This is a genomic window from Achromobacter sp. GW823-FHT04E03 (assembly GCF_058796095.1).
In genome coordinates this window covers 1566404-1588247 of record NZ_JBXAIJ010000002.1, presented here as the reverse complement: position 1 = coordinate 1588247, position 21844 = coordinate 1566404, and the positions used below count along the sequence as shown (strand labels likewise).

General features: G+C 67.5%; 22 protein-coding genes. 11 read left to right on the top strand and 11 right to left on the bottom strand.

All coding sequences use genetic code 11. From position 1 onward, the window contains the following. Nucleotides 1–3: 3 nt before the first annotated feature. Complete coding sequence (locus tag AC1RHV_RS18530; RefSeq protein WP_492301621.1) at nt 4–747, bottom strand: GntR family transcriptional regulator; 744 nt, start codon at nt 745–747, stop codon at nt 4–6. 137 nt (nt 748–884) lie between these two features. On the opposite strand from AC1RHV_RS18530, the gene AC1RHV_RS18525 reads away from it, so the two are divergent. Further along, a complete protein-coding gene (locus AC1RHV_RS18525) occupies nt 885–1394 on the top strand; it encodes a DUF1993 domain-containing protein (protein WP_054451745.1) in 510 nt (169 codons plus the stop codon). 44 nt (nt 1395–1438) lie between these two features. Here the strand turns inward: AC1RHV_RS18525 and AC1RHV_RS18520 are convergent, their stop codons facing one another. From AC1RHV_RS18520 to AC1RHV_RS18500, 5 genes are all read right to left on the bottom strand, one after another. After that, nucleotides 1439–2200: a class II aldolase/adducin family protein gene (locus AC1RHV_RS18520; protein WP_054451747.1), complete on the bottom strand. Its 762-nt coding sequence runs from the start codon at nt 2198–2200 to the stop codon at nt 1439–1441. Nucleotides 2201–2374: 174 nt separating this feature from the next. Further along, nucleotides 2375–3367 carry a Bug family tripartite tricarboxylate transporter substrate binding protein gene (locus AC1RHV_RS18515; RefSeq protein WP_054451748.1) on the bottom strand — a complete coding sequence of 331 codons (993 nt, stop codon included), beginning with the start codon at nt 3365–3367 and terminating at the stop codon, nt 2375–2377. A gap of 114 nt (nt 3368–3481) precedes the next feature. After that, on the bottom strand, nt 3482–4393 hold the full coding sequence (locus AC1RHV_RS18510; RefSeq protein WP_054451750.1) for a LysR family transcriptional regulator: 912 nt from the start codon (nt 4391–4393) through the stop codon (nt 3482–3484). Between the two features lie 39 nt (nt 4394–4432). After that, a complete protein-coding gene (locus AC1RHV_RS18505) occupies nt 4433–5569 on the bottom strand; it encodes a CaiB/BaiF CoA transferase family protein (RefSeq protein WP_175160225.1) in 1137 nt (378 codons plus the stop codon). Then, nucleotides 5569–6363: an enoyl-CoA hydratase gene (locus tag AC1RHV_RS18500; RefSeq protein WP_125471225.1), complete on the bottom strand. Its 795-nt coding sequence runs from the start codon at nt 6361–6363 to the stop codon at nt 5569–5571. The genes AC1RHV_RS18505 and AC1RHV_RS18500 overlap by 1 nt, the downstream gene beginning before the upstream one ends. Nucleotides 6364–6527: 164 nt before the next feature. Here AC1RHV_RS18500 and AC1RHV_RS18495 point away from each other — a divergent pair, with 164 nt between their 5' ends. Continuing rightward, nucleotides 6528–7271: a hypothetical protein gene (locus AC1RHV_RS18495; RefSeq protein WP_492301617.1), complete on the top strand. Its 744-nt coding sequence runs from the start codon at nt 6528–6530 to the stop codon at nt 7269–7271. Nucleotides 7272–7295: 24 nt separating this feature from the next. On the opposite strand, the gene AC1RHV_RS18490 is transcribed toward AC1RHV_RS18495, so the two are convergent. Next, on the bottom strand, nt 7296–7904 hold the full coding sequence (locus AC1RHV_RS18490) for a LysE family translocator (RefSeq protein ID WP_119449475.1): 609 nt from the start codon (nt 7902–7904) through the stop codon (nt 7296–7298). Between the two features lie 135 nt (nt 7905–8039). Then, nucleotides 8040–10511: a carbohydrate-binding family V/XII gene (locus tag AC1RHV_RS18485; protein ID WP_492301615.1), complete on the bottom strand. Its 2472-nt coding sequence runs from the start codon at nt 10509–10511 to the stop codon at nt 8040–8042. A 511-nt stretch (nt 10512–11022) separates the two neighbouring features. Between AC1RHV_RS18485 and AC1RHV_RS18480 the strand changes: the two genes are divergently transcribed. The 4 genes from AC1RHV_RS18480 to AC1RHV_RS18465 all read left to right on the top strand — a co-directional run bounded on the left by AC1RHV_RS18480 (nt 11023) and on the right by AC1RHV_RS18465 (nt 13697). After that, entirely contained in the window at nt 11023–12201 is a 1179-nt protein-coding gene (locus AC1RHV_RS18480; protein WP_492301613.1) for a phage tail sheath family protein, read from the top strand. Then, nucleotides 12198–12785 carry an AAA family ATPase gene (locus tag AC1RHV_RS18475; protein ID WP_054451764.1) on the top strand — a complete coding sequence of 196 codons (588 nt, stop codon included), beginning with the start codon at nt 12198–12200 and terminating at the stop codon, nt 12783–12785. Before AC1RHV_RS18480 ends, AC1RHV_RS18475 begins: the two co-directional genes overlap by 4 nt. After that, complete coding sequence (locus AC1RHV_RS18470) at nt 12782–12997, top strand: hypothetical protein (RefSeq protein ID WP_147400236.1); 216 nt, start codon at nt 12782–12784, stop codon at nt 12995–12997. The genes AC1RHV_RS18475 and AC1RHV_RS18470 overlap by 4 nt, the downstream gene beginning before the upstream one ends. Before the next feature lie 241 nt (nt 12998–13238). Then, nucleotides 13239–13697, top strand: coding sequence for a hypothetical protein (locus AC1RHV_RS18465; RefSeq protein WP_225588898.1), 459 nt, complete (start codon nt 13239–13241; stop codon nt 13695–13697). Nucleotides 13698–13727: 30 nt separating this feature from the next. Here the strand turns inward: AC1RHV_RS18465 and AC1RHV_RS18460 are convergent, their stop codons facing one another. Next, entirely contained in the window at nt 13728–14585 is an 858-nt protein-coding gene (locus AC1RHV_RS18460) for an IclR family transcriptional regulator (RefSeq protein WP_054451768.1), read from the bottom strand. 327 nt (nt 14586–14912) lie between these two features. On the opposite strand from AC1RHV_RS18460, the gene AC1RHV_RS18455 reads away from it, so the two are divergent. From AC1RHV_RS18455 to AC1RHV_RS18435, 5 genes are read left to right on the top strand one after another with little or no spacing between them, the layout of a single operon-like run. Next, nucleotides 14913–15668: a substrate-binding periplasmic protein gene (locus AC1RHV_RS18455; protein ID WP_492301610.1), complete on the top strand. Its 756-nt coding sequence runs from the start codon at nt 14913–14915 to the stop codon at nt 15666–15668. A gap of 54 nt (nt 15669–15722) precedes the next feature. Next, on the top strand, nt 15723–16382 hold the full coding sequence (locus AC1RHV_RS18450) for an amino acid ABC transporter permease (protein WP_054451769.1): 660 nt from the start codon (nt 15723–15725) through the stop codon (nt 16380–16382). After that, the gene (locus AC1RHV_RS18445; RefSeq protein ID WP_175160240.1) at nt 16379–17110 is read left to right on the top strand and encodes an amino acid ABC transporter ATP-binding protein; all 732 of its coding nucleotides are present in this window, start codon (nt 16379–16381) and stop codon (nt 17108–17110) included. The genes AC1RHV_RS18450 and AC1RHV_RS18445 overlap by 4 nt, the downstream gene beginning before the upstream one ends. Before the next feature lie 10 nt (nt 17111–17120). Next, nucleotides 17121–18419, top strand: a complete 1299-nt coding sequence (locus tag AC1RHV_RS18440; RefSeq protein ID WP_310534768.1) for an NAD(P)/FAD-dependent oxidoreductase — start codon at nt 17121–17123, stop codon at nt 18417–18419. 28 nt (nt 18420–18447) lie between these two features. Then, entirely contained in the window at nt 18448–19716 is a 1269-nt protein-coding gene (locus AC1RHV_RS18435; protein WP_175180689.1) for an NAD(P)/FAD-dependent oxidoreductase, read from the top strand. A gap of 43 nt (nt 19717–19759) precedes the next feature. On the opposite strand, the gene trpA is transcribed toward AC1RHV_RS18435, so the two are convergent. Beyond that, on the bottom strand, nt 19760–20545 hold the full coding sequence (gene trpA / locus AC1RHV_RS18430) for a tryptophan synthase subunit alpha (RefSeq protein WP_175160247.1): 786 nt from the start codon (nt 20543–20545) through the stop codon (nt 19760–19762). Continuing rightward, a complete protein-coding gene (trpB, locus tag AC1RHV_RS18425; RefSeq protein ID WP_313389613.1) occupies nt 20542–21750 on the bottom strand; it encodes a tryptophan synthase subunit beta in 1209 nt (402 codons plus the stop codon). Before trpB ends, trpA begins: the two co-directional genes overlap by 4 nt. Nucleotides 21751–21844 lie beyond the last annotated feature (94 nt).

Sequence of the window (21844 nt, the reverse complement as noted above, 5' to 3'; positions counted from 1 at the left end):
GCTTCAGGTCGGCTTGCGTGGCTGGCGCGCCAGGCGGGTACTGAAGCGGATCAGGTCGCCGCGGTAGTACAGCTTTTCGTAGTCGACGGGCCGCTGCCGCTCGGTGTAGGACGTGCGCTCGATGAGGAAGATCGGGCTTCCCGTAGCGACGCCCAGCGCCTGCGCGACGCGTTCGTCCGCCGTCACCGCTTCCAGCTGGTACTCGGCCTCGATCAGCGGCAGGTCGTAGCGCAGCTCCAGCAGATCGAAGATGGGCTCGGCCTCCAGGTCGTTGCTGGCGACTTTTTCGCCCACGTCCAGCGGCAGATAGGTTTCATCAAACGACATGGCCGCGCCGTCCGCCAGCCGCACTCGCTCGATCCGATAGACCAGCGCGCCGCGCGCCACGCCCAGTTGGCGGGCGACGTCTTCCGTGGCCGGCACCGGGCGCTTGTCCAGCAGGCGCGCGGTCGCCCGGCGGCCGAGCGCGGTCATATCCTCGACGAAACCGCTCAGGGCCGTCAGCGGCTGCATCAGCTTGGGCTCCGTGACGAACGTGCCTTTGCCGCGCCGGATTTCCACCAGCCCGCGCGCAACCAGGTTTTCCACCGCCTTGCGCACCGTGCTGCGGCTGACGGCGAAGCGCTCGATCAGTTGATCTTCCGTCGGCAACCGGTCGCCAGGCGACAGGCTGCCGGACGAGATTTCCGCAGCCAGGGCCATTTCCACCCGGGCATAAAGAGGAGCATATTCGGCATCGTTTTGCATGAAGACATCATAACATCATGATGTCATGATGATGCAAGGGCGAACATGCATTACGGATGTCGACGCCGGCAACTGGTAGTCTTCGCAGGCCTGCCCGGCGCCTTCCGCGCCGGCGCCACTCTCAAGCGAGACACGATATGAGCAATTTCATGCACAGCGCCTCAGTTCCCGTCCTGACTCAAATGCTGTCGGCCCTGTCCGACGTGCTGAAGAAAGCGGAAGCCCACGCCACGGAAAAGAACATCGATCCGGACGCCTACCTGGGCGCCCGCCTGTTCCCCGATATGTTCCCGCTGTCGCGCCAGGTGCAGATCGCCGCGGATTTTGCCAAGGGCATCGCCTCGCGCCTGGCTGGCGCGGAAGTGCCTTCGTGGCCGGATAGCGAAGCCACCTTCGCGGGCCTGCAAGCCTTGATCGCCAAGACGCTGGAGCACCTGGCTTCGTTCGGCCCCGAACAGTTCGCGCAGAGCGAAGCGCGCGAAATCGTGCTGCGCCCCGGCACGCCCAAGGAAAAGAAACTGAGCGGCAGCGCCTATCTGCTGCACTATGGGCTGCCGCAGTTCTTCTTCCATGTGACCACGGCCTACGACCTCCTGCGCCACAACGGCGTGGAAATCGGCAAGCGCGATTACATGGGCAAGTACTGATCCGTTTCAGCGGGCCCCAAGCCATTGGGGCCCGCGCCCGGCGGCTACTCCGCGTAGCCCGGGTTGCGGCGGTCCAGGCGGCGCAGCAGTCCCGGCCAGGCCAGCATGGCCTTGTGCGCGCGGTCGGCCTGCGATTCCACCGTGGCGTTCTTCAGGATGTCAGGCGGGATGTAGGTCAGTTCGCCACCGGCCTGGGCCCGCACCTGCACCATGCAGGCGGCCTCCAGCCGGTGCATGGCCTGGAACGCTTCGGCCATGCTCTGCCCCACGGTCAACAGGCCATGGTTGCGCAGGATGAGATAGCTGTTGCTGCCCAGGTCCCGCACCAGGCGAGGCTGTTCCTCGGGATTGAGCGCCAGGCCTTCGTAGTCGTGGTAGCTGAGCGAACGCAGCACGATGAACGCGAACTGCGACAGCGGCAGCAGGCCGGCCTTCTGCGCCGACACCGCCACGCCGTTGATGGAGTGCGTATGCAGCACGCACATCGCGTCCTTGCGAGCCGCGTGGATACAGCTATGGATGGTGAAGCCGGCTGGATTGATGTCGTACTCCGACTCCATCACCTTGCGCCCGTCCAGATCGATCTTGACCAGGCTCGATGCCGTGATTTCGTCGAACATCATGCCGTAGGGGTTGATCAGGAAATGTTCGGTCCCCGGCACCTTGGCCGTGATGTGGGTGAAGATCAAATCGTCCCAGCCGAACAGCGCCACCAAACGGTATAGCGCCGCCAGATCCTTGCGGACCTCCCATTCCGTTGCGCTGACCTGTTCGCGCACGCTGGCGCCCTTGCCTGCCGTATCCATGTTGTCTCCGTGTCTTGATGATTGCCCGCCGCGATCGGGCGGACGCTGTCTGGCACTTTATTCGTTTTGGCGGCGGCCGGCACGGGGCGCGGCCAAGGAGCGGTCACCCCGTCTCATGGAAAAAGGGCGCCCGTCGGACGCCCTGTTCGTTTCCCGCCGTTTATTGCGGTTCGATCACTGCGGTTCGATCTTCGCGTCGATCGCGCGCTGGGTCCAGACCTGGCGCTGCGACTGCGCGAAGGCCTGGTGTTCAGCCACGCTGTTGGGCGAGACCTGCATGCCCAGGGATTCGAAGCGCTGCAGCACGTCCGGCTCGCGCAGGATGGCGGCGACTTCCTGGTTCAGTTTCTGCACGATGGCGTCGGGCGTCTTGGCCGGCACGGCCACGCCGACCCACACGACCAGGTCGAACTTCTGGTAGCCCAGCTCGGCCAGCGTCGGCACGCTGGGGAACTCCTTGGCGCGTTCATGGCCCGTGTAGGCCAGGCCGCGCAGCTTGCCGGCCTGCATGAACGAGGTCACGACAGAGAGGTCGGCGAACAGGTAGTCGACGTGGCCGCCCAGCAGGTCGGTCACGGCCGGCGGCTGGCTCTTGTACGGCACGCCGTTGGCCGCGGCGCCCGCCACCGTGTTGAAGGTGGCGCCGGCGATCTGGCTGGTGGGCGAGCCATACGCGTAGTTCAGGGGCTTGGCCTGCGTGGCCTTGACCAGTTCCTGCAGCGACTTGTAGGGCGCGTCCTCGCGCACCACCAGCATCATCGGGATGGTGGCGATGCGCACGACGTGCGTGAAATCCCCGGTGGGATCGAACGGCAACTTACGGAACAACGCCGGCGTGGCCGAGTGCGTCGAACTGCTGGTGAGGATCAGCGTGTAGCCGTCGGGCTGCGCGCGCGCGACGAACGAGGCGCCGATGGTGCCAGACGCGCCGGGCTTGTTCTCGATGACGACAGGCACGTTCAGGCGCGGGCCGAGCTTCTCGGCAATGATGCGCGCGCTGGTGTCGGTGGCGCTGCCCGGAGAGAACGGCACGACGATGGTGATGGGCTTGTCAGGATAGGCGCCCTGCGCCAATGCCACGGACGGCAGTGCGCCAGCCAGCGCGGTCAGGACGGTGAGGCTGCCAGCGGCCAGCAGGCGGCGGCGGACGCCGAACGGTCGGATCATGCTTGTCTCCTGTGAGGGGCCGCGGGTCGGCCTCTTGAACTCTGACCGTATGATGCTTGCGACCCGTTTATCCCAACAAGGGACTAATTTTCATAGACTTATTCCAAACCGGGATTAATTCTCCGAAGCCTGGCGCTGCCGCAGATATTCCTCGGTCGCCTGCAGGAAGGCTGAAGCCGCCAGCGACAGCCGCGCGTTGCGGCGCTGGATGAGCCAGAGTTCGTGCCCGTGCTTGCGAGCGCCGTCTATGGCGAGGATGCGCAGGCCCAACTGCCGCGCCAGATCGCAGGCATAACCGGGCACGACCGTTATCCCCAGGCCCGCGCCGACCAGCTTCAACGCCGAGGTCAGCATGCCGGCCTCGATGCGGTAGCGGAATTCCAGGTTCAGGTCGGCCGCCACGCGGTCCAGGCTGCGCCGCACGCTATACACGTTGCGTAGCATGATGTGATCATGGGCGGCCACGTCGGCCCATGACACCGAACGCTTGCGCGTCAACGCATGGCGCGGCGCGCACACCGCGTACATGGTGTCGCGATAGATGACCCGGGTGGCCAGTTCTTCCGAAGGGATCTCGACCGAGACGATGCCGAAGTCGGCGCGGCCGTTGCGCACGTGCTCGATGGTGTCGTCGGTGGAAAGTTCGAACAAATCCAGCTTCACGCTGGGATGGGCGCGGTGATAGTCGGCCACCACCTCGCCCAGCAGGCCGACCATCATCAGCGGCGAAGTGGCCACGCCCACCGTGCCGCGCTCCAGCGTGCGCAGGCCCGACATGCTGCGCTCGGCGGCGCGCACGGTGCCCAGGATTTCCTGGGCATAGGCGTAGAAATCCGCCGCGCCGTCGCAGGGCGTGACGCTGCGGGTGGAGCGCTCGAACAGCGGCTGGCCGACCTCGGCCTCAAGTTCGGCGCAGAGCTTGCTGACGGCCGATTGCGTCACGAAGGCCGCGCGCGCGGCCGCCGTGAAACTGCGCAGTTCGTATAGCGCGCAAAACACGCGCAATTGCTTGAGAGTGATGTTCATGGTCGAAGTCGCCGCCAGGCGCCGCCGGCCATGCCGGCCTCAGCGCGCAGGCTCGAGCATATCGCGATCGGCATCCTGGCGCGGCGCCTGGCGCCTGATCTCGCCCGGCGTGCGCGAGAAGCGCACCGGGATGCCGGCGGCCACCAGCGGCCCTTCGGTCGGATGTTCCACGCGCTGGAAGAAGCCCGTCGCCTTCAGGTGCGGATCCTCGAACAGGGCTTCCGGCGTGTTCACCCGCGAGTGCGGAATGTCCGCGTCCGCCAGCAGCGCCAGCCATTCCTCGGTACCGCGCAAGGCGACGATGTCCGCCAGGTCCTGATAGAGCTCGTCGAAGTGCCGCGCGCGCGCGCTTGCGTCGACATAGCGCGCGTCCGCCGCCAGGTCCGCACGTTCGGCCAGGGCGAAGAAGCGCCGCCACTGCGCGTCGGTGTAGGGCAGCAGCGCCAGGTAGCCGTCGCGCGTACGGTAGGGACGCCGCTGCGGCGACAGCACGCGGCTGTAGCCCATGGGTCCCCGCGGCGGCACGAAGCTGTGGCCGCTCATGTGTTCGATCAACGTGAAGGAGACCAGGGTCTCGAACATGGGGACCTCAACCGCCTGCCCCTGACCCGAACGCTCGCGCTCGTACAGCGCCATGGGTATGGCGTAGGCCAGCGTCAGGCCCGCCACCTTGTCGGCAAGGATGGTGTTCACATAGGCCGGCGCGCCGCTGTTGCGCCCCTGCAAATCGGCCAGTCCGCTCATGGCCTGGATGATGTCATCGAAGGCCGGCCGCGCCGCATAGGGGCCGTCCTGGCCGAAGCCCACGGCCGAGCAATGGATCAGGCGCGGGTTGCGCGCGCGCAGCGTGTCCGCGTCCAGGCCCAGGCGCGCCAGGGCCGCCGGACGCACGTTGGACACGAACACGTCCGCGCCATCGATCAGGCGCAGCAGGCTTTCGCGATCGGCCGGCGTCTTGGCATCCAGCGTCACGCTGTACTTGTTGCGGTTGAGGTTCAGGTAAGCCGGCCCCATGCCCGGACTCGCGGCCGGAGCCGAGGTGCGGAACACGTCGCCTTCGGGCGCCTCGACCTTGATGACCTCCGCGCCCATGTCGGCGAGGATCTGCGTGCCGTACGGCCCCATGGCCACCGACGTCAGGTCGATGACGCGCACGCCCGCGAGCGGACCGGCCATTACTTGGCCTCCTGCTGCTTCTTGCGATTGACGAAGGGCGCCATGTAGCGGCGCGGCTCGTCGGTGGTGAAGGCCTCGCCGAACGCCGCCACGCTGCGATCCAGGCCGGCCTCGACAGTCGACTCGCTCCAGTAGCGCAGCAGGGCCTTCTGCGAACGCACGGCGATCGGACCGCTTTCGGCGATGGGCGCCACGGTGCGCTCGACCAGGGCGTCCAGCGCGCCGGTCTCGCTGACGAATTCCAGGAAGCCCCACTGCCGGGCCTGGGTCGCGTCCACGGTCTCGCCGGTCAGCAGCAGCCAGTTGGTGGGGCCGGGACCGATGATGGCCGGCAGCAGCACGGCGTGGATCACGGACGGAATGCCCACGCGCACCTCGGGCATGCCGAAAACCGCGTCCGCCGAGCCGAGGCGGATGTCGCAGGCCGCGGCCAGCTCCATGCCGGCGCCGAGGCAGAAGCCGGGAATGCGGGCAATGGTGGGCACGGGAATCGCGGCCACGGCGTCGCACAGGTCGCGCAGCCGGGTAATGAACTCGCGCGCGCCCTGCGGGTCGAGTTCGGCCATTTCATAGATGTTGGCGCCGCCCACGAAGGCACGCTCGCCCGAGCCGCGGATGACGACCGCGCGGGCATCGTCCTGCGCGCCAATCCAGCGGGCGGCCTCGGTCAGGCTCAACGTGACCGCCGAGGCCAGGATGTTCAGGCTCTTGGCATCGTGGATCTGCAAGGTGTAGACGCCGCGCTCGTCGCGGGTCACGAGGGCATGGGAAAAGGCGGGAACAGGCGCGGTCATGGAAACTCCAGCTAGGGTTATGGCAACGATGCTAAGGGCGAGGTTTCATCACAACAAACGAGTAATTTTCATGAAATAAGTCTGGAATGGAATAAATACCGAAGCACGGACGGCTTGGGTACGATAGCCGCCCAACCGCAACCCGCGCGGATGCTCGAAGCCCGATGAACCACGCCCCCCCCTCGCATCATTACACGCCCGGCCACCTGACATCCTTCTACTGGAGCGGCGACGCCATGCGCAGCCGCAGCGTCAGCGGCACGGTGCTGACCGCCACGCTGGACGTACCCGTGCCGCCCGCGCGCGTGCTGTCGGATTGGGAGCGCGAGATGGCCACGCGCCTGTATCTGGAACCCGGGGACGTGGAGCAGATGCCGCTGGCGCGCACGCAGGCGCGCTGGCCCGAATACGGACTATGCCTGCGAGCCATGCGCGACTGGGCGCACGACCGGGGGCTGTCCGACGTGCTGGCGAGCGCCGACATCGCCCTCATGGCCTGCCGCGGCGCCCGCTACCACCATGACGGCTGCCAATATGGCGGCGCCGCCTTCTGCAATCTGTTCCTGAGCGAAGACCGGGGCCTGGACGTGCACTTCCCGGCCGCCGGCCTGCGCATTCCGCTCGTGCGCGGCACCGCCATGATCTTCGATACCTGCCAGCCGCATGCCGTCATCCCGCGCGACGGCAAGGGTTTTCGCGAGGCCGACTTCGCGGCCGGCCTGGACCTGGCGCAATTGTTCCTGACGTGGGAACTGCCTATTGAAGACGCCCGCATCGCAAGCGCGCTCGGCATCGCCTTCGATGTCGATCCGGCTACCGCCGCGCGGCTGGATGAGGAACAAGTGCGGATGGATGGAGCCCGGGCGGCGATCGATCCGAAATCCGGGCGGTGGCTCGCTGAGGACTGAAGCGGCAACGCAGCACGCCGGCGATCAAGACCCCGGCAGCGCCGCCCCCATGGCGGCAAACAAACCGCCGCACACCTTGTTGAAACGCCGGCCGGCGCGCTCCAGCCAGGGGCGCACGCGATGCGCAAGGCGCGCCAACACGTACTCGACCAGGAACTCCACCACCACGAAGGTGCCGGCCATGATCGCGAACTGCGTGTACAGGCTGCGCGCAGGATCAATGAACTGCGGCAGGAAGGCGCCGTAGAACAGCAGGGCCTTGGGATTGGAAATGGCCGACAGCAGGCCCTGGCTGAACATGCGCATGCCGCGTATGCGCGGCATGTCAGGGGCCGGCTGCAACTGCACGCCCGGGGCGCGCCAGAGCTGGATGCCGAGCCAGATCAGATAGGCCCCGCCCGCCCACTTCAATACCGTCAGCGCTGGGCCCCAGGCCTTGAGCAAGGCGCTGATACCCAGCATCGACAAGGCGATGAGCGCGACAAAGCCCACTGCGCCGCCCGCGATGGTGCACAGGGCCTTGCGGTGCCCATGCAGTGCCCCATGGGTCAGCGCGAGCAGCGTGTTCGGTCCGGGGGTTACCGACAGGCCGATGACCGCGACCAGATAGATGAGCCAGCTATGCAGCGCCATGGCGGAGTGCGTGAAAGAAGGGAAAGCGGCCAGTCTAGACCGCGGCGCCAGAGCTGCGCAAATGCGGCCGGAATGGAAGCGGACCGGCAGGCGCCGCTCCCCCCTTCCGCGCCGCCTGCTCTGGCGGCCTGCCGCTCAGCGGCGGAACCCTCCACCATGGAATCCGCCGAAGCCGCCGCCCCAGCCTCCCCGGCCGCCCATGCCGCGCCCCTGCCAGCCGCCGCCTTCCGCGCCCCCCATGCCGCGGTCGCGCCAGCCGCCGCCCTGCATTCCGCGGTCCTGCCAACCGCCGCCCTCCATGCCGCCCATGCGGTCGTCGGAATAGTCGCGCGCCTGGCGCTGGCCGTTCAGGTAATTGCCGCCGGACTGCGCGCTGGGCTGCACGGGCTGCCAGCCCGAACTGGTGTGCTGCTGCCAGCCGTTGTCGTTGTGCTCGTAGACGTTGCCGTTGTGGTCCGCGTACACGTTGCCGTTGTTCCACGCCATGCCGCTGTTCGTGTTGCGGTCGTACGTGGCGCCGCGCCGGTCCACGCTGCTGACGCCGTCGCCCGCCGTGCCGGTCGCCGTGGCCGACGAGATGGTGCTGCGGCCGGTGTTGGCATTGGTGCGCACGTCCTGGCGGCCGGCAGCCCATTGGCCGTCGTCGTTGGCGACCACGCCCGCCCGGCCAGCGCCCGAGGCGCCGGTCGCCGGGTTGGTATAGGCGTCGCGCCGCCCTGCAGCCGCATTGCCGGTGTACTCGTTATAGGCCGCGCCGCGCGTGCCTTCGAAGGCTGCGCCGGTCTGGGGGTTGTAGCCCTCGGCGTGGGTGCCCTGCCATTCGGTGCCGGTCCAGCCGTTCCAGCCGGCCGCGTGCGTGACCACGCCGGAGCCGCCCCAGGCGCCATAGACGTCGACCTGGTTCACGTTGACGCCGCCCCAATAAGGCGCGCCCCAGTATGGCCCCCAATAGGGCGCCGCGCCGCCCCAGGTCTCGCCGGCGACGAAGCCGAAGGCGAAACCGGTCGCGGTGGCGAAGGCCGCGTCGTAGCCATAGCTGGGCGGATAGCCCACCCAGGTGTCCTGCACGATGACCGGCGGATACGCGTAACCCGTGCCATACACCACGGTGCCGTCGGGACTGGCCACCACGCCCATGTAGCCCGGCGTGTAGCCGAACACCACGCTCTGCGGGGTGGATCCGTACACCTGCACGTAGGTGACGTAGTGCAGCGGCGAGCTGACGGGTATGGCGTAGATGATCGCCGGCACATGGTCAGCCACGCGCCACGGCCCCATGGGCGAATCCGATACGAACCAGACAGCGCGCGACAACGCGTAGTAGCGGCCTTCGGCCTGTATCACCGGCACCTGCGAATTGGCGGCGTAATACAGCGCCGTACCCTCGATGGGCCGCAGCGTCGGGGAGCCGCCGGCATATTCCACCTGCAATTTCGCCGCGCTGCGCGACACCGTGGCGGTCTGCGGAATGGTGGAGGCAATCAGCGCCTCCTTGGCCTGCGGCGTGCCCGGCACCGAAGCCAGCACGCCCGACTGCGGATCCTTTGACGGAATCTTGGCGAAATCGCGCGGCAGCTGCTTGCCCGGCACGTAGGACCAGGGGCCGTCCAGGCTGGCGCCCCGGAACCAGCGGCCGGACACCAGCACGTAGTAGCGGTTGTCGCCCGGATTCATGAACAGGGCATGATCGGCATTGGTCACCGACAGCAGCGAAGTCCCTGGCACCGGCCGCATTTCAGGCTGGCCGACGGTCACCAGCAACTCGGCCGGCGCGGTGGACACCGCGATGGCGGGCGCGCGGTGCGGCGCCTTGCCGCCATGCGGCAGCATCGGGTCCGGCTCGGCCTTGCGGCGCGCCGCAACAGCGGCGGCCAGCAGGGCCTCGGGCGGCTGCGGCAGGTCCGTCCACGGCCCGGTGGCGGTGCGCGCTTCGTACCAATGGCCAGCGGCCTGCAGGAAATAGCGGCCCGCGTTGTCCGCCAGCATCAACGCGCGCGTGTTGACGACCCGGCGCCAGCCTGCGGCATCAGGCACCTCGGCCAATACAGGTCCGCCGTCGATCAGCACCAGCACGGTCGGCACCGTGCGGTAGATGATGCGCGGCGGCGCGTTGTCCACCGGGACGGTTTTCGTGGCCGGGTTGTTCTGGGACAGCGTATAGCTCAGTTGCAGTGCATCAAGCCGCGTGACCACGCCCTTGGCCGGCAGGCGCGCTTCAAGCTGGCTGCGCAGCTTGGCCGCGGCTTCCGGCGAGGTGGGCACCTGCACGCGCTCGATCCGGATGTCCGACAGATGCACCAAACCCGCCGGCTTGTTGACCTCGGCACGGGCGGAAAAGTCTGCCACGCCGTAGGTGGGATTGCCCTTGGCGGCGCCAACCGCCACCGCCATGCGGCCCGTAATGCGGTCGGCAGTCCAGGTATCGATCTGGGGTTGATAGAGCTCCACGCGCGTGCCGTCGGCGGCCTCGAAACTGCGCGGCCATTGCAGCGAACGCGCGGCCTCTTCCTGCGCATCGGATTGGGCGGGCGCCGTTTGCGCCGGGGTCTGTCCCTGGGCTTGCGCCTGCGCCGCGCCGGTTGGCGTCAGGCCCGCGCCGGCAGCCATGCCGGCCACGGCAAGGGCGAGAGCGAGGCGAGAAAGGCGCCCGGGCGGGTCCGCGGGCGCTGACGATGTTGTCGGGAAAACATGCACGCGCCACAGTCGGGTCAGGCTACACATCTCGCGCTCCTCGTTGAGGGCCGCGGCCGCCAGTCGGGCCCCCGGCCACTCTGATTTCCCGCAGCGCCGCCGCTACGGGCCAAGCCTCGACCGGCCTGCCTGCAAGGCGTCCTGCAAGGGCCGGCTTCTGAATAAGCAACAGAACGTTAACACCGCTGAAAAGCTATTGCCCGCTTTTATCAGACCTTCTATAAAACATCTCATCAGGGCTGCTGCTTATGCCCGATTGCCTTTCCGCTGCAATCCAACTAGAAGCGCGGCGCAACGCCCGCCAGACGCCCGCGCTACGGCGTGTCGCGCCCACGCCCGGCCCTCTGTCCGCGGCGCTTCGGCCGTCCCGCGAAGACTCTCCTGCTGCAGGTTCACGCCATCAAGTCGCCGTGGAAAGGAGCAGTTCATGGTCCCTGCCCTGACTCATCCCGGGGTGTATGTCCAGGAAATTCCCGCAGGCGTGCGCACCATTGCAGGCGCGCCGACCTCGGTTGCCGCGTTCCTGGGCACGGCCATGCGCGGACCGCTCAACCATCCCGTCCACATCCAGGATTTCGCCGACTACGAACGCGAGTTCGGCGGGCTGGCCGAGGGCTGCGAACTCGGCTACGCGGTGCTTCAATTCTTCCTGAACGGCGGCGCTCAAGCCTGGGTCGTGCGCGTGGCGCAGCCTGCGCAGAACGATCCGCTGGACGCGCATGCCGCTTTCATCGGCCAGCGCGCGCAGCGCCGGGGCCTCTACGCGCTGGACGATGCCCATGCCTTCAACCTGCTATGCCTGCCCGGCATCACGCACAGCATCGTGCTGGCCGATGCCGTGTCCTACTGCAAAGAGCTGCACGCCTTCATGATCATCGATGCGCCGCCGGCGGCGGCTGATGCGGCCTCCATGGCGGCCGCAGTCATGGGTGCGGCGCTGCCCAGGTCCGATCATGCCGCGCTGTATTTCCCTTGGACCCGCGCGGCCGACCCGCTGAAGAATGGCCTGCCGCGCCTGACCGCGCCTTGCGGCACGATCGCGGGCCTGTATGCGCGCACCGACGCCGACCTCGGCGTCTGGAAAGCGCCAGCCGGCATCGACGCGGGCCTCGCTGGCGTCCTGTCCCTGGCCGCGGCGGTCAGCGACGACGAGAGCCGCAACCTGAATACCCTGGGCGTCAATTGTCTGCGCACCTTTGCCGGACGCGGCGCGGTCTGCTGGGGCGCGCGGACCCTGCAAGGCACGGACCACTTCGCCTCGGAATACAAGTACGTGCCGGTGCGCCGCCTGGCGCTGCACCTGGAACAATCGCTCTTGCGCGGAACGCAGTGGGCCGCGTTCGAGCCCAACGACGAGCCGCTTTGGGCGCAGATCAGGCTGAACGTCAGCGCCTTCATGAATGCACTGTTCCGCCAGGGCGCCTTCCAGGGCGGCACGCCCCGCGATGCCTATCTGGTCAAGTGCGATGGCGAGACCACCACGCAACAGGACAGGGATCGGAGCATGGTCAACATCCTGGTGGGATTCGCTCCGCTCAGGCCGGCCGAGTTCGTGGTCATCCGGGTCCAGCAACGCGCCGGGCAAACGGAAGGAAGTCCCCCATGAACGCACCCACGGAACCGCGCATCCTCGCGTTTTGGGACACCGGCGTCCAACACGACCCGCGCGCTCGGGCGCAGGCCTTCGAGGCTGCCGAGGAACTTGCGCGCGATACGGGGCTGGCGCTGCATCGCATCGACCTGTCCAGGATCGTCAGCAAATACATCGCCGAAACCGAGGAAAACCTGAGCCGCCTGTTCGAGTCGGTCGAGCAGCGCGGCGCGGTCCTGTACTTCGACGAAGCCGACGCTCTCTTCGGCAAGCGCGCGAACGTCAAGGACAGCCATGACCGCTACGCCAATATCGAGGTCAGCTACCTGTTGCAACCCATGCAGTCCTACCGCGGCCTGGCGTCGCGGGCCGCCAGCCTGAAGTCCAACCTGGACAGCGCATTCCTGAGGCGGCTGCGCTTCGTGGTCCAGTTTCCGGCGCCCGCGCCGGATCAGCGCGCGCGCCGCTGGAGCCGCGCGCTCTTTACCGCCGACACCGGCGCCGAAGTCACCATGGCGCGCCTGCTGCAAGCCGTCCGCGCCGATGCAAGCCAACACGCCCGGCCCCTGCCTGGCCTCAAGACGAGAGAACATCCATGAAACCCGTGATCAACGAATACGTACGCGAACTCAGCCACCCCGGTTACAACGCGGCCCAACGCAATGCCTTCGTCGCCGCCATGGTGAGCAAACGGCTGATGCGGCGCACGGAGCAACAGCCCGCAGCGGACGAGGCCGCCCCCGCGCTGGCCAGCTCATTGAACGACAGCGCCGGCGCCGCTGACGCGCGCGCCGGCAACGACCCGACTTGAGCGCCGCGCCGCCGCAGAATGGCGCTGCGTGCGATGCGGGCGCGGCGCGCGCAGGAAAACCTGGCCGGCCGCCACGGTATCATCAGGCCTGTTGCGCCGGCTTGCCGCTTTCCCGCGGCAAGCCGGCCATGCCACTCCCGCCCACATTCTGCATGACGCGATGACCCCCTATATCTCGGCCGGCATACTGCTTCTAGGCGCTCTCGCCGCCATCGCTTACCGCCGCAGGCGGCAACACACAATGGGCACTGCCGGCCGGCGCCTGGGCAGCGATCTGGTCGCGGGCGGCGCGCTCTACGGCGTGGCCGCGCCGCCCATCGGCGGCGCAGGCGTCATCATCGCGCTGACGGCCGTGACCCGCGATCCCGAGAACCTGCTCATGCTGGTCTACGCCCTGCCCTGGTTTTACATTTTCGGCTTCGTGCCCGCCCTGCTGTGCGGCATCGTGGCCGGCGCGTTGCGGCCGGCGCATCCGTCCTGGCGCGCCTATGCCGCGATGGCGCTGGTCGGCGCCGTCTATGGCTTCGTTTTCCTGACGGGTTTTATCTCCCAGGGCAGGCCCTGGCTGGAAGAGCTGGGCTTCCCCCTGACCGTCGGCGCGGCGCCCGGCGCGCTCAGCGCGTTCCTGTGCGCGCGCCTGCTGTATGGCAAGCCTGGTCGCCGCGGCGAGCCGGGCGCAAAGACGCCGCAAACGGCTTGAAGCCGCAACTGCCTGGAGCGGCCGCCAGCCTCACGGCTTGCGTCCGCTGACGCGCCCTGGCGGCTCGGCGTGCAGGTCGCGCGCAGCGCCGCCGCCGAACGCCGTCAAGGCGCGAGGCGTGGGTGGCGACGTGGAGATTTGCCTGGCCGTTTCCAGCATCATCGGAACGAAGCGCGACACCGCGCGCTTGACCGTCCACTTGGCCGCCGACACGGACAGCTGCAGGCCCGCCACCACTCGCTGGTTCAGGTCGTAGACCGGCACCGCCAGCGCCAGATCCCCGCGGTAGTACTCCTCTTTGCAGCAGGCGTAACCCTGCTCGCGCGACAGGCGGATCTGCGCCATCAGTTCATCCAGGCCGGTCAGCGTGTTGGCCGTGTACTTCACGCGCTCGCTGGCCTCCAGGGCCTCGCAAGCTTGCTCGTCGCTCATGCCGGCGAGGTACACGCGCCCGGTGGAGGAGCAGTACATCGGGATGCGCCGGCCCACGGGCATGTGCACCAGTAACCGCAAGGGGCTGGGAAAGCGGCCGATGTAGATCATGTCCTGCCCGGCCGGCTCCGCCAGGTTCACGGTTTCGCCGGCATTGCGATTGAGTTCCAGCAGGAAGGGATTGGCGCGGTCCAGCAGCGGATGCGATTCCAGGTAGCGGCAACCTGCGTCCAGCGTGCGGGACGACAGCGAATAGCGCTTGCTGACAGGGTCCTTGTTGAGCAGCCCCAGCGCTTCCAGCGTGAACGCGAAGCGCTGCGCCGCGCTGCGGGTGATGCCCGCTGCGGCGGCAATGTCCGGCAGGCTCATGGAGGTGTGTTCGGCATCGAAGGCATCGAGCACGGCGATGCCCGTGGCCAGCGATTGGACGTACAGCGTGGAGGTTTCCGGATTCATGGCTGGGCTGGGCGGCGCAGGCAGCCCAGTCTATTAGTGTTCGATACGCAGAGATTGCATTCCAATTCAAATGAATGCAAGGAAAAGCCGCGGTTCTTTTGATGCATTCTACCTTTTTCGCATCAGGTAATCTCGGGAAAACCCTTAAATAAAAAGCGCTTAGCTAAAACCGGAGTTGATTGACAGGCTTTCCTTGGCCGGATTATAAAATCTACATGCGATAGAAGCTTATCGCTATTCGATACGATAATGCGCACCTGACAAGGACGAAATCGGACGTCCGGTACACCGTGCAGGCGCGCGATTCCAGCTTCCAAGGGGATTCCGATGCTGCACAAAGTGTTGAAAACGTTGTTGGCGACGGCGCTGTGCGCCGCCGCCCTGTCGGGCGCGCACGCCCAGACCGTCAAGGTAGGCGCCACGCCGACCGCGGTGCCGTTCAACTTCCTGGATCCGAAGACCAATACCCTGCAAGGCGTGATGATCGACATCGCCCACGCAGTGGGCAAGCAGGCCGGCTTCACTGCGGAAGTCATGCCCATCCCGTTCGCCTCGCTGGTGCCGGCCCTGCAGACCAACAAGATCGAAATCATCGCCTCGGCCTTCGCCAAGACGCCGCAGCGCGCCGAAGTGGTCGATTTCACGCAGTTGGTGGTGGAGTACGGCGAGGCCCTGATCGTGCCGGAGAAGGACAAGACCGATTACAAGAGCATTGCCGACCTGAAGGGCAAGACCGTCGGCGTGCAGATCGGCACGCTCTACGTCGAGCCGTTGAAGGCCGCGCCCGGCCTCAAGGAAATCAAGATGTACGAAACCATGTCCGACCTGGTGCGCGACGTGGCGCTCGGACGCCTGGACGCGGCCTTCGGCGACGGACCGGTGATTTCCTACCAGGTCCGCACCCAGGGCGTGCGCAACGTGCGCTACGTCGAAAGCTATCAGCCTGCCATGCCCACCAACATCGCGCTTGCCGTGCGCAAGGGAGACGCCGAACGCGTCAAGCAGCTCAACGCGGCCATCGATGTGCTGCGCCAGGACGGCACCCTTGCCGCCATCATGAAGAAGTGGGGCGTCGCGCCCTGATCCCGAGCGCCGCGGCCCGATCCGCCGCGGCGCGCCGCCTAACAGGTATCCAAGATGTTCCAGTCATTTTTCAGTGACGCCGCGGAGTTCTTCCCGGTGCTGATGCAGGGGGTGCTGACGACCATCGCCATTACTGCGGCGGCGCTGGTCATCGCCACGGCGCTCGGCCTGTTCTGGGCTCTGCTGCGGGTCAGCGGCGTTGCGCCGCTATCGCACGCCAGCCGCATCCTCACCAACATCATCCGCGGCGTTCCCATCATCGTCGTGCTGTTCTACATGTACTTCGTGCTGCCCGAAATCGGTATCAGCCTGACCGCCTTCCAGGCCGGCGCGCTGGGCCTGGGCATCGCGTACTCCTCGTACATGTCGGAGGTGTTCCGCTCGGGCATCGACGCGGTCGATCCCGGCCAGTTCGAAGCTGCCCAGTCACTGGGCATGTCGCGCGCCAAGCTGATGCGCCGCGTGGTGCTGCCGCAGGCCTTCAAGGTCGCGCTGCCGCCCTACGGCAACAACGTGGTCATGATGCTGAAGGATTCCTCGCAAACAGCGGTCATCACCGTGGTCGAGCTGTCCATGCAGAGCAAGCTGATTGCCTCTTCCACCTTCAAGAGCGCCACCATCTTCACGCTGGTAGCCCTCATGTACCTGGCCATGAGCCTGCCCATGATGTACTTCATCGGCAAACTTGAACGCCGACTGGGGCGCCGCCAATGATCAAGATCGAAAACCTCAGCAAGTCGTTCGGCGCCCACCGCGTGCTGGAAGGCATCGACGCCGAAATCCGGCAAGGCGAAGTGGTCTGCCTGATCGGACCGTCCGGCTCCGGCAAGTCCACGCTCCTGCGCTGCATCAATGGCCTGGAGCGCTACGACGGCGGCCGCATCACGATCGACGGCATCACCGTGGACGCGCGCCGCAAGGACATCCAGAACATCCGCCAGCGCGTGGCCATGGTGTTCCAGCGTTTCAACCTGTTCCCGCACCGCACCGCGCTGGAGAACGTCATTGAAGGCCCGGTGCACGTCAAGGGCGAAAGCGTCGAGTCCGCCACCGCCCGCGGCCGCGAGATTCTGGCGTCGGTCGGCCTGGCCGAGAAGATGAACCACTATCCGCAGCAGCTCTCCGGCGGCCAGCAGCAGCGCGTGGCCATCGCCCGTGCGCTGGCGATGGAACCCGAGGCCATCCTGTTCGACGAGCCGACCTCGGCGCTGGATCCGGAACTCGTGGGCGAGGTGCTGTCCGTGATGCGCACGCTGGCCGAGAAGGGCATGACCATGGTCATCGTCACGCACGAAATGGACTTCGCGCGCAACGTCTCTGACCGCGTTCTGTTCCTGGAAAACGGCCGTATCGCCGAACAGGGCCCCTCGCGCGAAGTGCTGACCAATCCCCGCAACGAACGCATGCGTGATTTCCTCAAACGCGTCACCCACGCCCAGTAGCTCCGGCACCATGAACAACGATCTGTTTTCGCCCGCAGCCACGCTGTGGGCCGCGACCGCGCCTGCGCGCGCCGCCTCGCCGGCGTTGGCCGGTCCGCTGCATGTCGACGCCGCCGTGGTCGGCGGCGGCTTCACCGGCCTGTCGGCCGCCTTGCATCTGGCCGAGGCCGGCTTCAAGGTGGCGCTGTTCGAATCCCATGAAGTGGCCCACCGCGCCTCCGGGCGCAACGGCGGCCAGGTGGTGCCGGGATTCAAGCCCGGCCCTGCCGCGCTGATCCGCCGCTTCGGCGCGGACACGGCCACGCGCATGATGCGCTTTGCCTACGGCAATGCCGATTACCTTTTCGAACTGGCCGAACGCCTGCGCATCGATTGCTCGCCCACCCGCAATGGCTGGATCCAGGGCGCGTTCTCGGCGGCGTCGGGCAGCTATCTCAAAAGCCGCGCGCGCGAGCTGAACGCCCATGGCGGCGACGTCGAATACCTGGACGCCGACGCGATGCGCGCGGCAACCGGATCCTCGTTCTGGCCCGCGGGCCTGCGCGAAAAGCGCGCAGGCGCGGTGCAGCCGCTGGCCTTCGCCCGCGGACTGGCGCACGCGGCGCAGGTCGCAGGCGCGGCGGTGCACGACCACTCGCCGGTGTCCGCCATCGCGCCCACGCCGGACGGCGGCGCGACGCTGAGCGTGAACGGCTTTGCGGTCCAGGCACGCCACGTCGTACTGGCGACGGACGCCTACACCGACCGGCTGTGGCCGGCCGTCGCGCAGTCGTATGTCAACGTATCCAGCGCACAGATCGCCACCGATCCCCTGCCGCAAGCGCTGCAGGAGCAATTGTTGCCGCTGCGCGCCGGCATCTCCGAAACGCGCAAGATTACCTACTACTGCCGGATCGACCCGGAAGGTCGCTTCGTCATCGGCGGCCGCGGGCACTCGTCCGAGCGCCTGGATCCGTCCACTGGCGAACAGTTGCGCCGCGCCGCAGTCGCGCGCTTCCCGCAGTTGGCGGACGCCGCGTGGCGCCACGGCTGGGCCTGCCGCGTAGGCATGACCATGGACGACCTGCCTCGCGTGCATCGGCTGGCGCCGGGCATCTGGACCGCCTACGGCTACTGCGGACGCGGCGTGGCCATGGGCACGGCGCTGGGCCGCGTGCTGACCGACGCCATCCGCGGCGTGCCGGCAGGTGAACTCGACTTCCCCGTCACGCCCATCGAGCGCATGCCCTTCTACCCGGCGCGGCAATTCGGCGCCACGCTGGCCATCAACTGGTACCGCCTGCGCGACGCGCTGGGCTACCCCGCCTGACCCCCTGCCCTGGCGCTTTCACTTTGCCATGACGACACAAACGCAATTTCCTGCCACGGTGGACGTGGCCATCATCGGCGGCGGCATCATAGGCGTGAGCACGGCGCTCGCGCTGGCGCGCGGCGGCGTGCGCTGCGCGCTGTTCGAGAAAGGCACGCTGGCCTGCGAGCAGTCCTCGCGCAACTGGGGCTGGGTACGCACCTTGGGACGCGACCTGCCCGAAGTGCCGCTGGCGCTGCGCGCCAACCAGCTCTGGCGCGAGATCCAGGCCCAGGTCGAAGTCGGCTACCGCCGCAACGGGCTGGTCTACCTGCAAGAAAACGAGACGGACGCCGCCGAGCACGAAAGCTGGCTGGCCAAGGCGCGCGCCTATGGCGTAGAGGCCGACATGCTGGGCCGCGAAGCAGCCCTGCGCCTGCTGCCCAGTTCCGCACGCGCCTGGACCGGCGCGCTCTACAGCGCCGCCGACGGCGTGGCGGAGCCGCAGATCGCCACGCAGGGCGTCGCGGCGCTGGCGCGCCAGGCCGGCGCGCTGATATACGAAAACTGCGCCGTGCGCGGCGTGGAGACCAGCGCTGGCCGCGCCGACACCGTCATCACCGAACGCGGTACGCTGCGCGCGCAGGCGGTGCTGGTGGCCGCCGGCGGCTGGTCGCGCCTGTTCTGCGGCAATCTGGGCGTGGACTTTCCGCAGTTGAAGGTGCGCGGTTCGGTGTTGCGCACCGAACCTTTCGACGCCGGCGTTTCGCTGGCAATCAACGGCAAGGACTTCACCTGCCGCAAGCGCGCCGACGGCGGCTATACCGTCTCGCAGTTCTCGGCCTCGCTGGCCGAACTGGTGCCGGACAGTTTCCGCCTGATGGGCAAGTTCCTGCGCGCCTGGATCGCCAACAACTCGCTGGTCCGGATCCGCTTCAGCAAGCGCTTCTTCGAAGAACTGGCGACGCCGCGCCGCTTTCCGGCCGACCGCGAAACGCCTTACGAGCGCTGCCGCGTGCTCGATCCCGCGCCGTACAAACGCGGGATCGACCAGGCCTGGGAGCGCCTGCTGCGCGCCTTCCCCGTGTTCCAGCAGGCCCGCATCGCGCAATCCTGGGGCGGCTACATCGACGTGACGCCGGACGCCATGCCTGTCATCGCGCCGGTCGCCGCCGTGCCGGGGCTTTACTTGGCATCCGGCTTCTCCGGACACGGATTCGGCATCGGTCCCGCGGTGGGTGAAACCTTGGCCGCCCTTATCCAGGGGAACGAAACACCCGTCGATATCAGGCCGTTCCGGCTGGAGCGGTACGCCTGAGGCATGCGCGCTGCCCGGCCTTTCAGGACGGCGCACGCGCCGTCTACCCCCGCAGCGCCGCCGCCAGCCCCCGCACCTCGCCCAGCGCGCCCGCCACGCCCTGCTCCGCCAGCACTTGCGCAAGCCGCGAGCCGACCACCACCAGATCGGCATGCCGCGCGACGAGCCGGGCTTCATCAGGCGAACGCACGCCGAAGCCCGCAGCCACCGGCAGCCTGGTATGCGAGCGCAGCCGGTCCAGGTCCTGGGCGATGCGGCGCTCGTCAGGCAAGTCCGCGCCCGTCGTGCCGGCCAGCATGATGTGATAGACAAACCCGCTGGCGTCGCGCAGCAAGCCCGCCAGCCGCGCGTCCTCGGACGTGGGCGCGGACATCCGGATCAGATGCAGGCCATGCGCGCGCGCCGCGCGGCTGATCTCGTCGGCATGTTCGAGCGGCAGGTCAATGAGGATCAGGCCGTCCGCGCCCGCCGCGGCCGCGTCCTCGATGAAGCCTTCAACCCCATGCCGCAGGATGGGATTCAGATAGCCCATCAGCACCAAGGGCGTATGCGCGTCCGCCTCGCGGAAATCGCGCACCAGGGTCAGCGTGCGCTTCAGGGTCTGGCCGCCGGCCAGCGCACGCACGTTGGCCCGCTGCAGCACGGGACCGTCCGCGACCGGATCGCTGAACGGCATGCCGAGTTCGATCACGTCCGCACCCGCCGCGCGCAAGCCGCGCAGCAGCTCCAGGCATGCGGCAGGATCGGGATCGCCCGCCGCAAAATAGGTCACCAGCCCACTGCGTCCAGATTGACGCAGCTCCGCCAAGGTTCGATCAAGCCGGGTCATGCCGCCACCTCGCCAAATTGAGTCACCGTGTCCATGTCCTTGTCGCCGCGTCCGCTCAGGCACACGACGAGAATCTCGTGGCGCGCCATCCGCGGCGCCAGCTTGCGTACGTAGGCCAGCGCATGCGCGCTTTCCAGCGCGGGCAGGATGCCTTCCTTGCGCGTCAGCCAATGGAAGGCCGACACGGCCTCGGCATCCGTGACCGACACGTAGTCCACGCGCTTGCGGTCATGCAGCAAGGCGTGTTCGGGCCCGACGCCCGGATAGTCGAGGCCGGCCGATATCGAATGCGCGTTGACGATCTGGCCGTCTTCGTCCTGCAGGTAATAGCTGCGGCAGCCGTGCAGCACGCCCTCGTGGCCCGCGCTGATGCTGGCCGCATGCGCCCCGCTGGCCAGGCCCAGCCCGCCGGCTTCGACGCCGTACAGACGCACGTCTGCCAGTTCCAGAAAGGGGTAGAAAAACCCCATCGCGTTGGAGCCTCCGCCTACGCAGGCCACCATGGCGTCGGGCACGCGGCCGGTCTTGGCCGCGATCTGCTGGCGCGTCTCCTCCCCGATCACCTTCTGGAACTCGCGCACCAGCCAGGGATAAGGATGCGGTCCGGCGCCGGTGCCCAGCAGGTAGTACGTGTCGGCGGGATGGGCGATCCAGTCGCGCAAGGCCTCGTTCATCGCGTCCTTCAGGGTGGCGGTGCCGGCGTGCACCGCGCGCACCTCGGCGCCCAGCATCCGCATGCGGCGCACGTTGACGGACTGGCGCTCCATGTCTTCGGCGCCCATGTAAACCACGCACTGCAGGCCGAACAGGGCGCAGACGGTGGCAGTCGCCACGCCATGCTGGCCCGCGCCGGTTTCGGCAATGATGCGGCGCTTGCCCATGCGGCGCGCCAGCAGGATCTGCCCCAGGCAGTTGTTGATCTTGTGCGCGCCGGTGTGGTTGAGGTCTTCGCGCTTGAGGTAGACCTGCGCGCCGCCCAGCTCCCCGGAAACGCCCCGCGCCAGGAACAGCGGGCTCGGCCGGCCCACATAGTCGGCCAGCAGGCCGCGGTAGGTCTGCCAGAAGTCCTCGTCCGCCAGCGCCGCCTTGAACTGGCGTTCAAGTTCGTCCAGGGCGGGGACCAGCGTTTCGGGCATGTAGCGGCCGCCGTAGGGGCCGAATTGGCCTCGGCTGTCGGGCGCGGCCGGATGGATGGCGAGTGGCATGGATAGGTTTTCCGTGACAGGATGAGTAGGATTTTCCTTATGCTATCGTCACAAAATACTTATTTGAATCAATGATTTATTTCCCATATATGTA

Coding starts and splice junctions, on each gene's coding strand:
- AC1RHV_RS18435 (WP_175180689.1), top strand. CDS start 18,448: ATGACGACACAAACGCAATTTCCTGCCACGGTGGACGTGGCCATCATC.
- AC1RHV_RS18500 (WP_125471225.1), bottom strand. CDS start 6,363: ATGACCGCGCCTGTTCCCGCCTTTTCCCATGCCCTCGTGACCCGCGAC.
- AC1RHV_RS18440 (WP_310534768.1), top strand. CDS start 17,121: ATGAACAACGATCTGTTTTCGCCCGCAGCCACGCTGTGGGCCGCGACC.
- trpA (WP_175160247.1), bottom strand. CDS start 20,545: ATGACCCGGCTTGATCGAACCTTGGCGGAGCTGCGTCAATCTGGACGC.
- AC1RHV_RS18470 (WP_147400236.1), top strand. CDS start 12,782: ATGAAACCCGTGATCAACGAATACGTACGCGAACTCAGCCACCCCGGT.
- AC1RHV_RS18465 (WP_225588898.1), top strand. CDS start 13,239: ATGGGCACTGCCGGCCGGCGCCTGGGCAGCGATCTGGTCGCGGGCGGC.
- trpB (WP_313389613.1), bottom strand. CDS start 21,750: ATGCCACTCGCCATCCATCCGGCCGCGCCCGACAGCCGAGGCCAATTC.
- AC1RHV_RS18515 (WP_054451748.1), bottom strand. CDS start 3,367: ATGATCCGACCGTTCGGCGTCCGCCGCCGCCTGCTGGCCGCTGGCAGC.
- AC1RHV_RS18505 (WP_175160225.1), bottom strand. CDS start 5,569: ATGGCCGGTCCGCTCGCGGGCGTGCGCGTCATCGACCTGACGTCGGTG.
- AC1RHV_RS18530 (WP_492301621.1), bottom strand. CDS start 747: ATGCAAAACGATGCCGAATATGCTCCTCTTTATGCCCGGGTGGAAATG.
- AC1RHV_RS18495 (WP_492301617.1), top strand. CDS start 6,528: ATGAACCACGCCCCCCCCTCGCATCATTACACGCCCGGCCACCTGACA.
- AC1RHV_RS18510 (WP_054451750.1), bottom strand. CDS start 4,393: ATGAACATCACTCTCAAGCAATTGCGCGTGTTTTGCGCGCTATACGAA.
- AC1RHV_RS18490 (WP_119449475.1), bottom strand. CDS start 7,904: ATGGCGCTGCATAGCTGGCTCATCTATCTGGTCGCGGTCATCGGCCTG.
- AC1RHV_RS18480 (WP_492301613.1), top strand. CDS start 11,023: ATGGTCCCTGCCCTGACTCATCCCGGGGTGTATGTCCAGGAAATTCCC.
- AC1RHV_RS18460 (WP_054451768.1), bottom strand. CDS start 14,585: ATGAATCCGGAAACCTCCACGCTGTACGTCCAATCGCTGGCCACGGGC.
- AC1RHV_RS18525 (WP_054451745.1), top strand. CDS start 885: ATGAGCAATTTCATGCACAGCGCCTCAGTTCCCGTCCTGACTCAAATG.
- AC1RHV_RS18450 (WP_054451769.1), top strand. CDS start 15,723: ATGTTCCAGTCATTTTTCAGTGACGCCGCGGAGTTCTTCCCGGTGCTG.
- AC1RHV_RS18485 (WP_492301615.1), bottom strand. CDS start 10,511: ATGGCTGCCGGCGCGGGCCTGACGCCAACCGGCGCGGCGCAGGCGCAA.
- AC1RHV_RS18520 (WP_054451747.1), bottom strand. CDS start 2,200: ATGGATACGGCAGGCAAGGGCGCCAGCGTGCGCGAACAGGTCAGCGCA.
- AC1RHV_RS18455 (WP_492301610.1), top strand. CDS start 14,913: ATGCTGCACAAAGTGTTGAAAACGTTGTTGGCGACGGCGCTGTGCGCC.
- AC1RHV_RS18445 (WP_175160240.1), top strand. CDS start 16,379: ATGATCAAGATCGAAAACCTCAGCAAGTCGTTCGGCGCCCACCGCGTG.
- AC1RHV_RS18475 (WP_054451764.1), top strand. CDS start 12,198: ATGAACGCACCCACGGAACCGCGCATCCTCGCGTTTTGGGACACCGGC.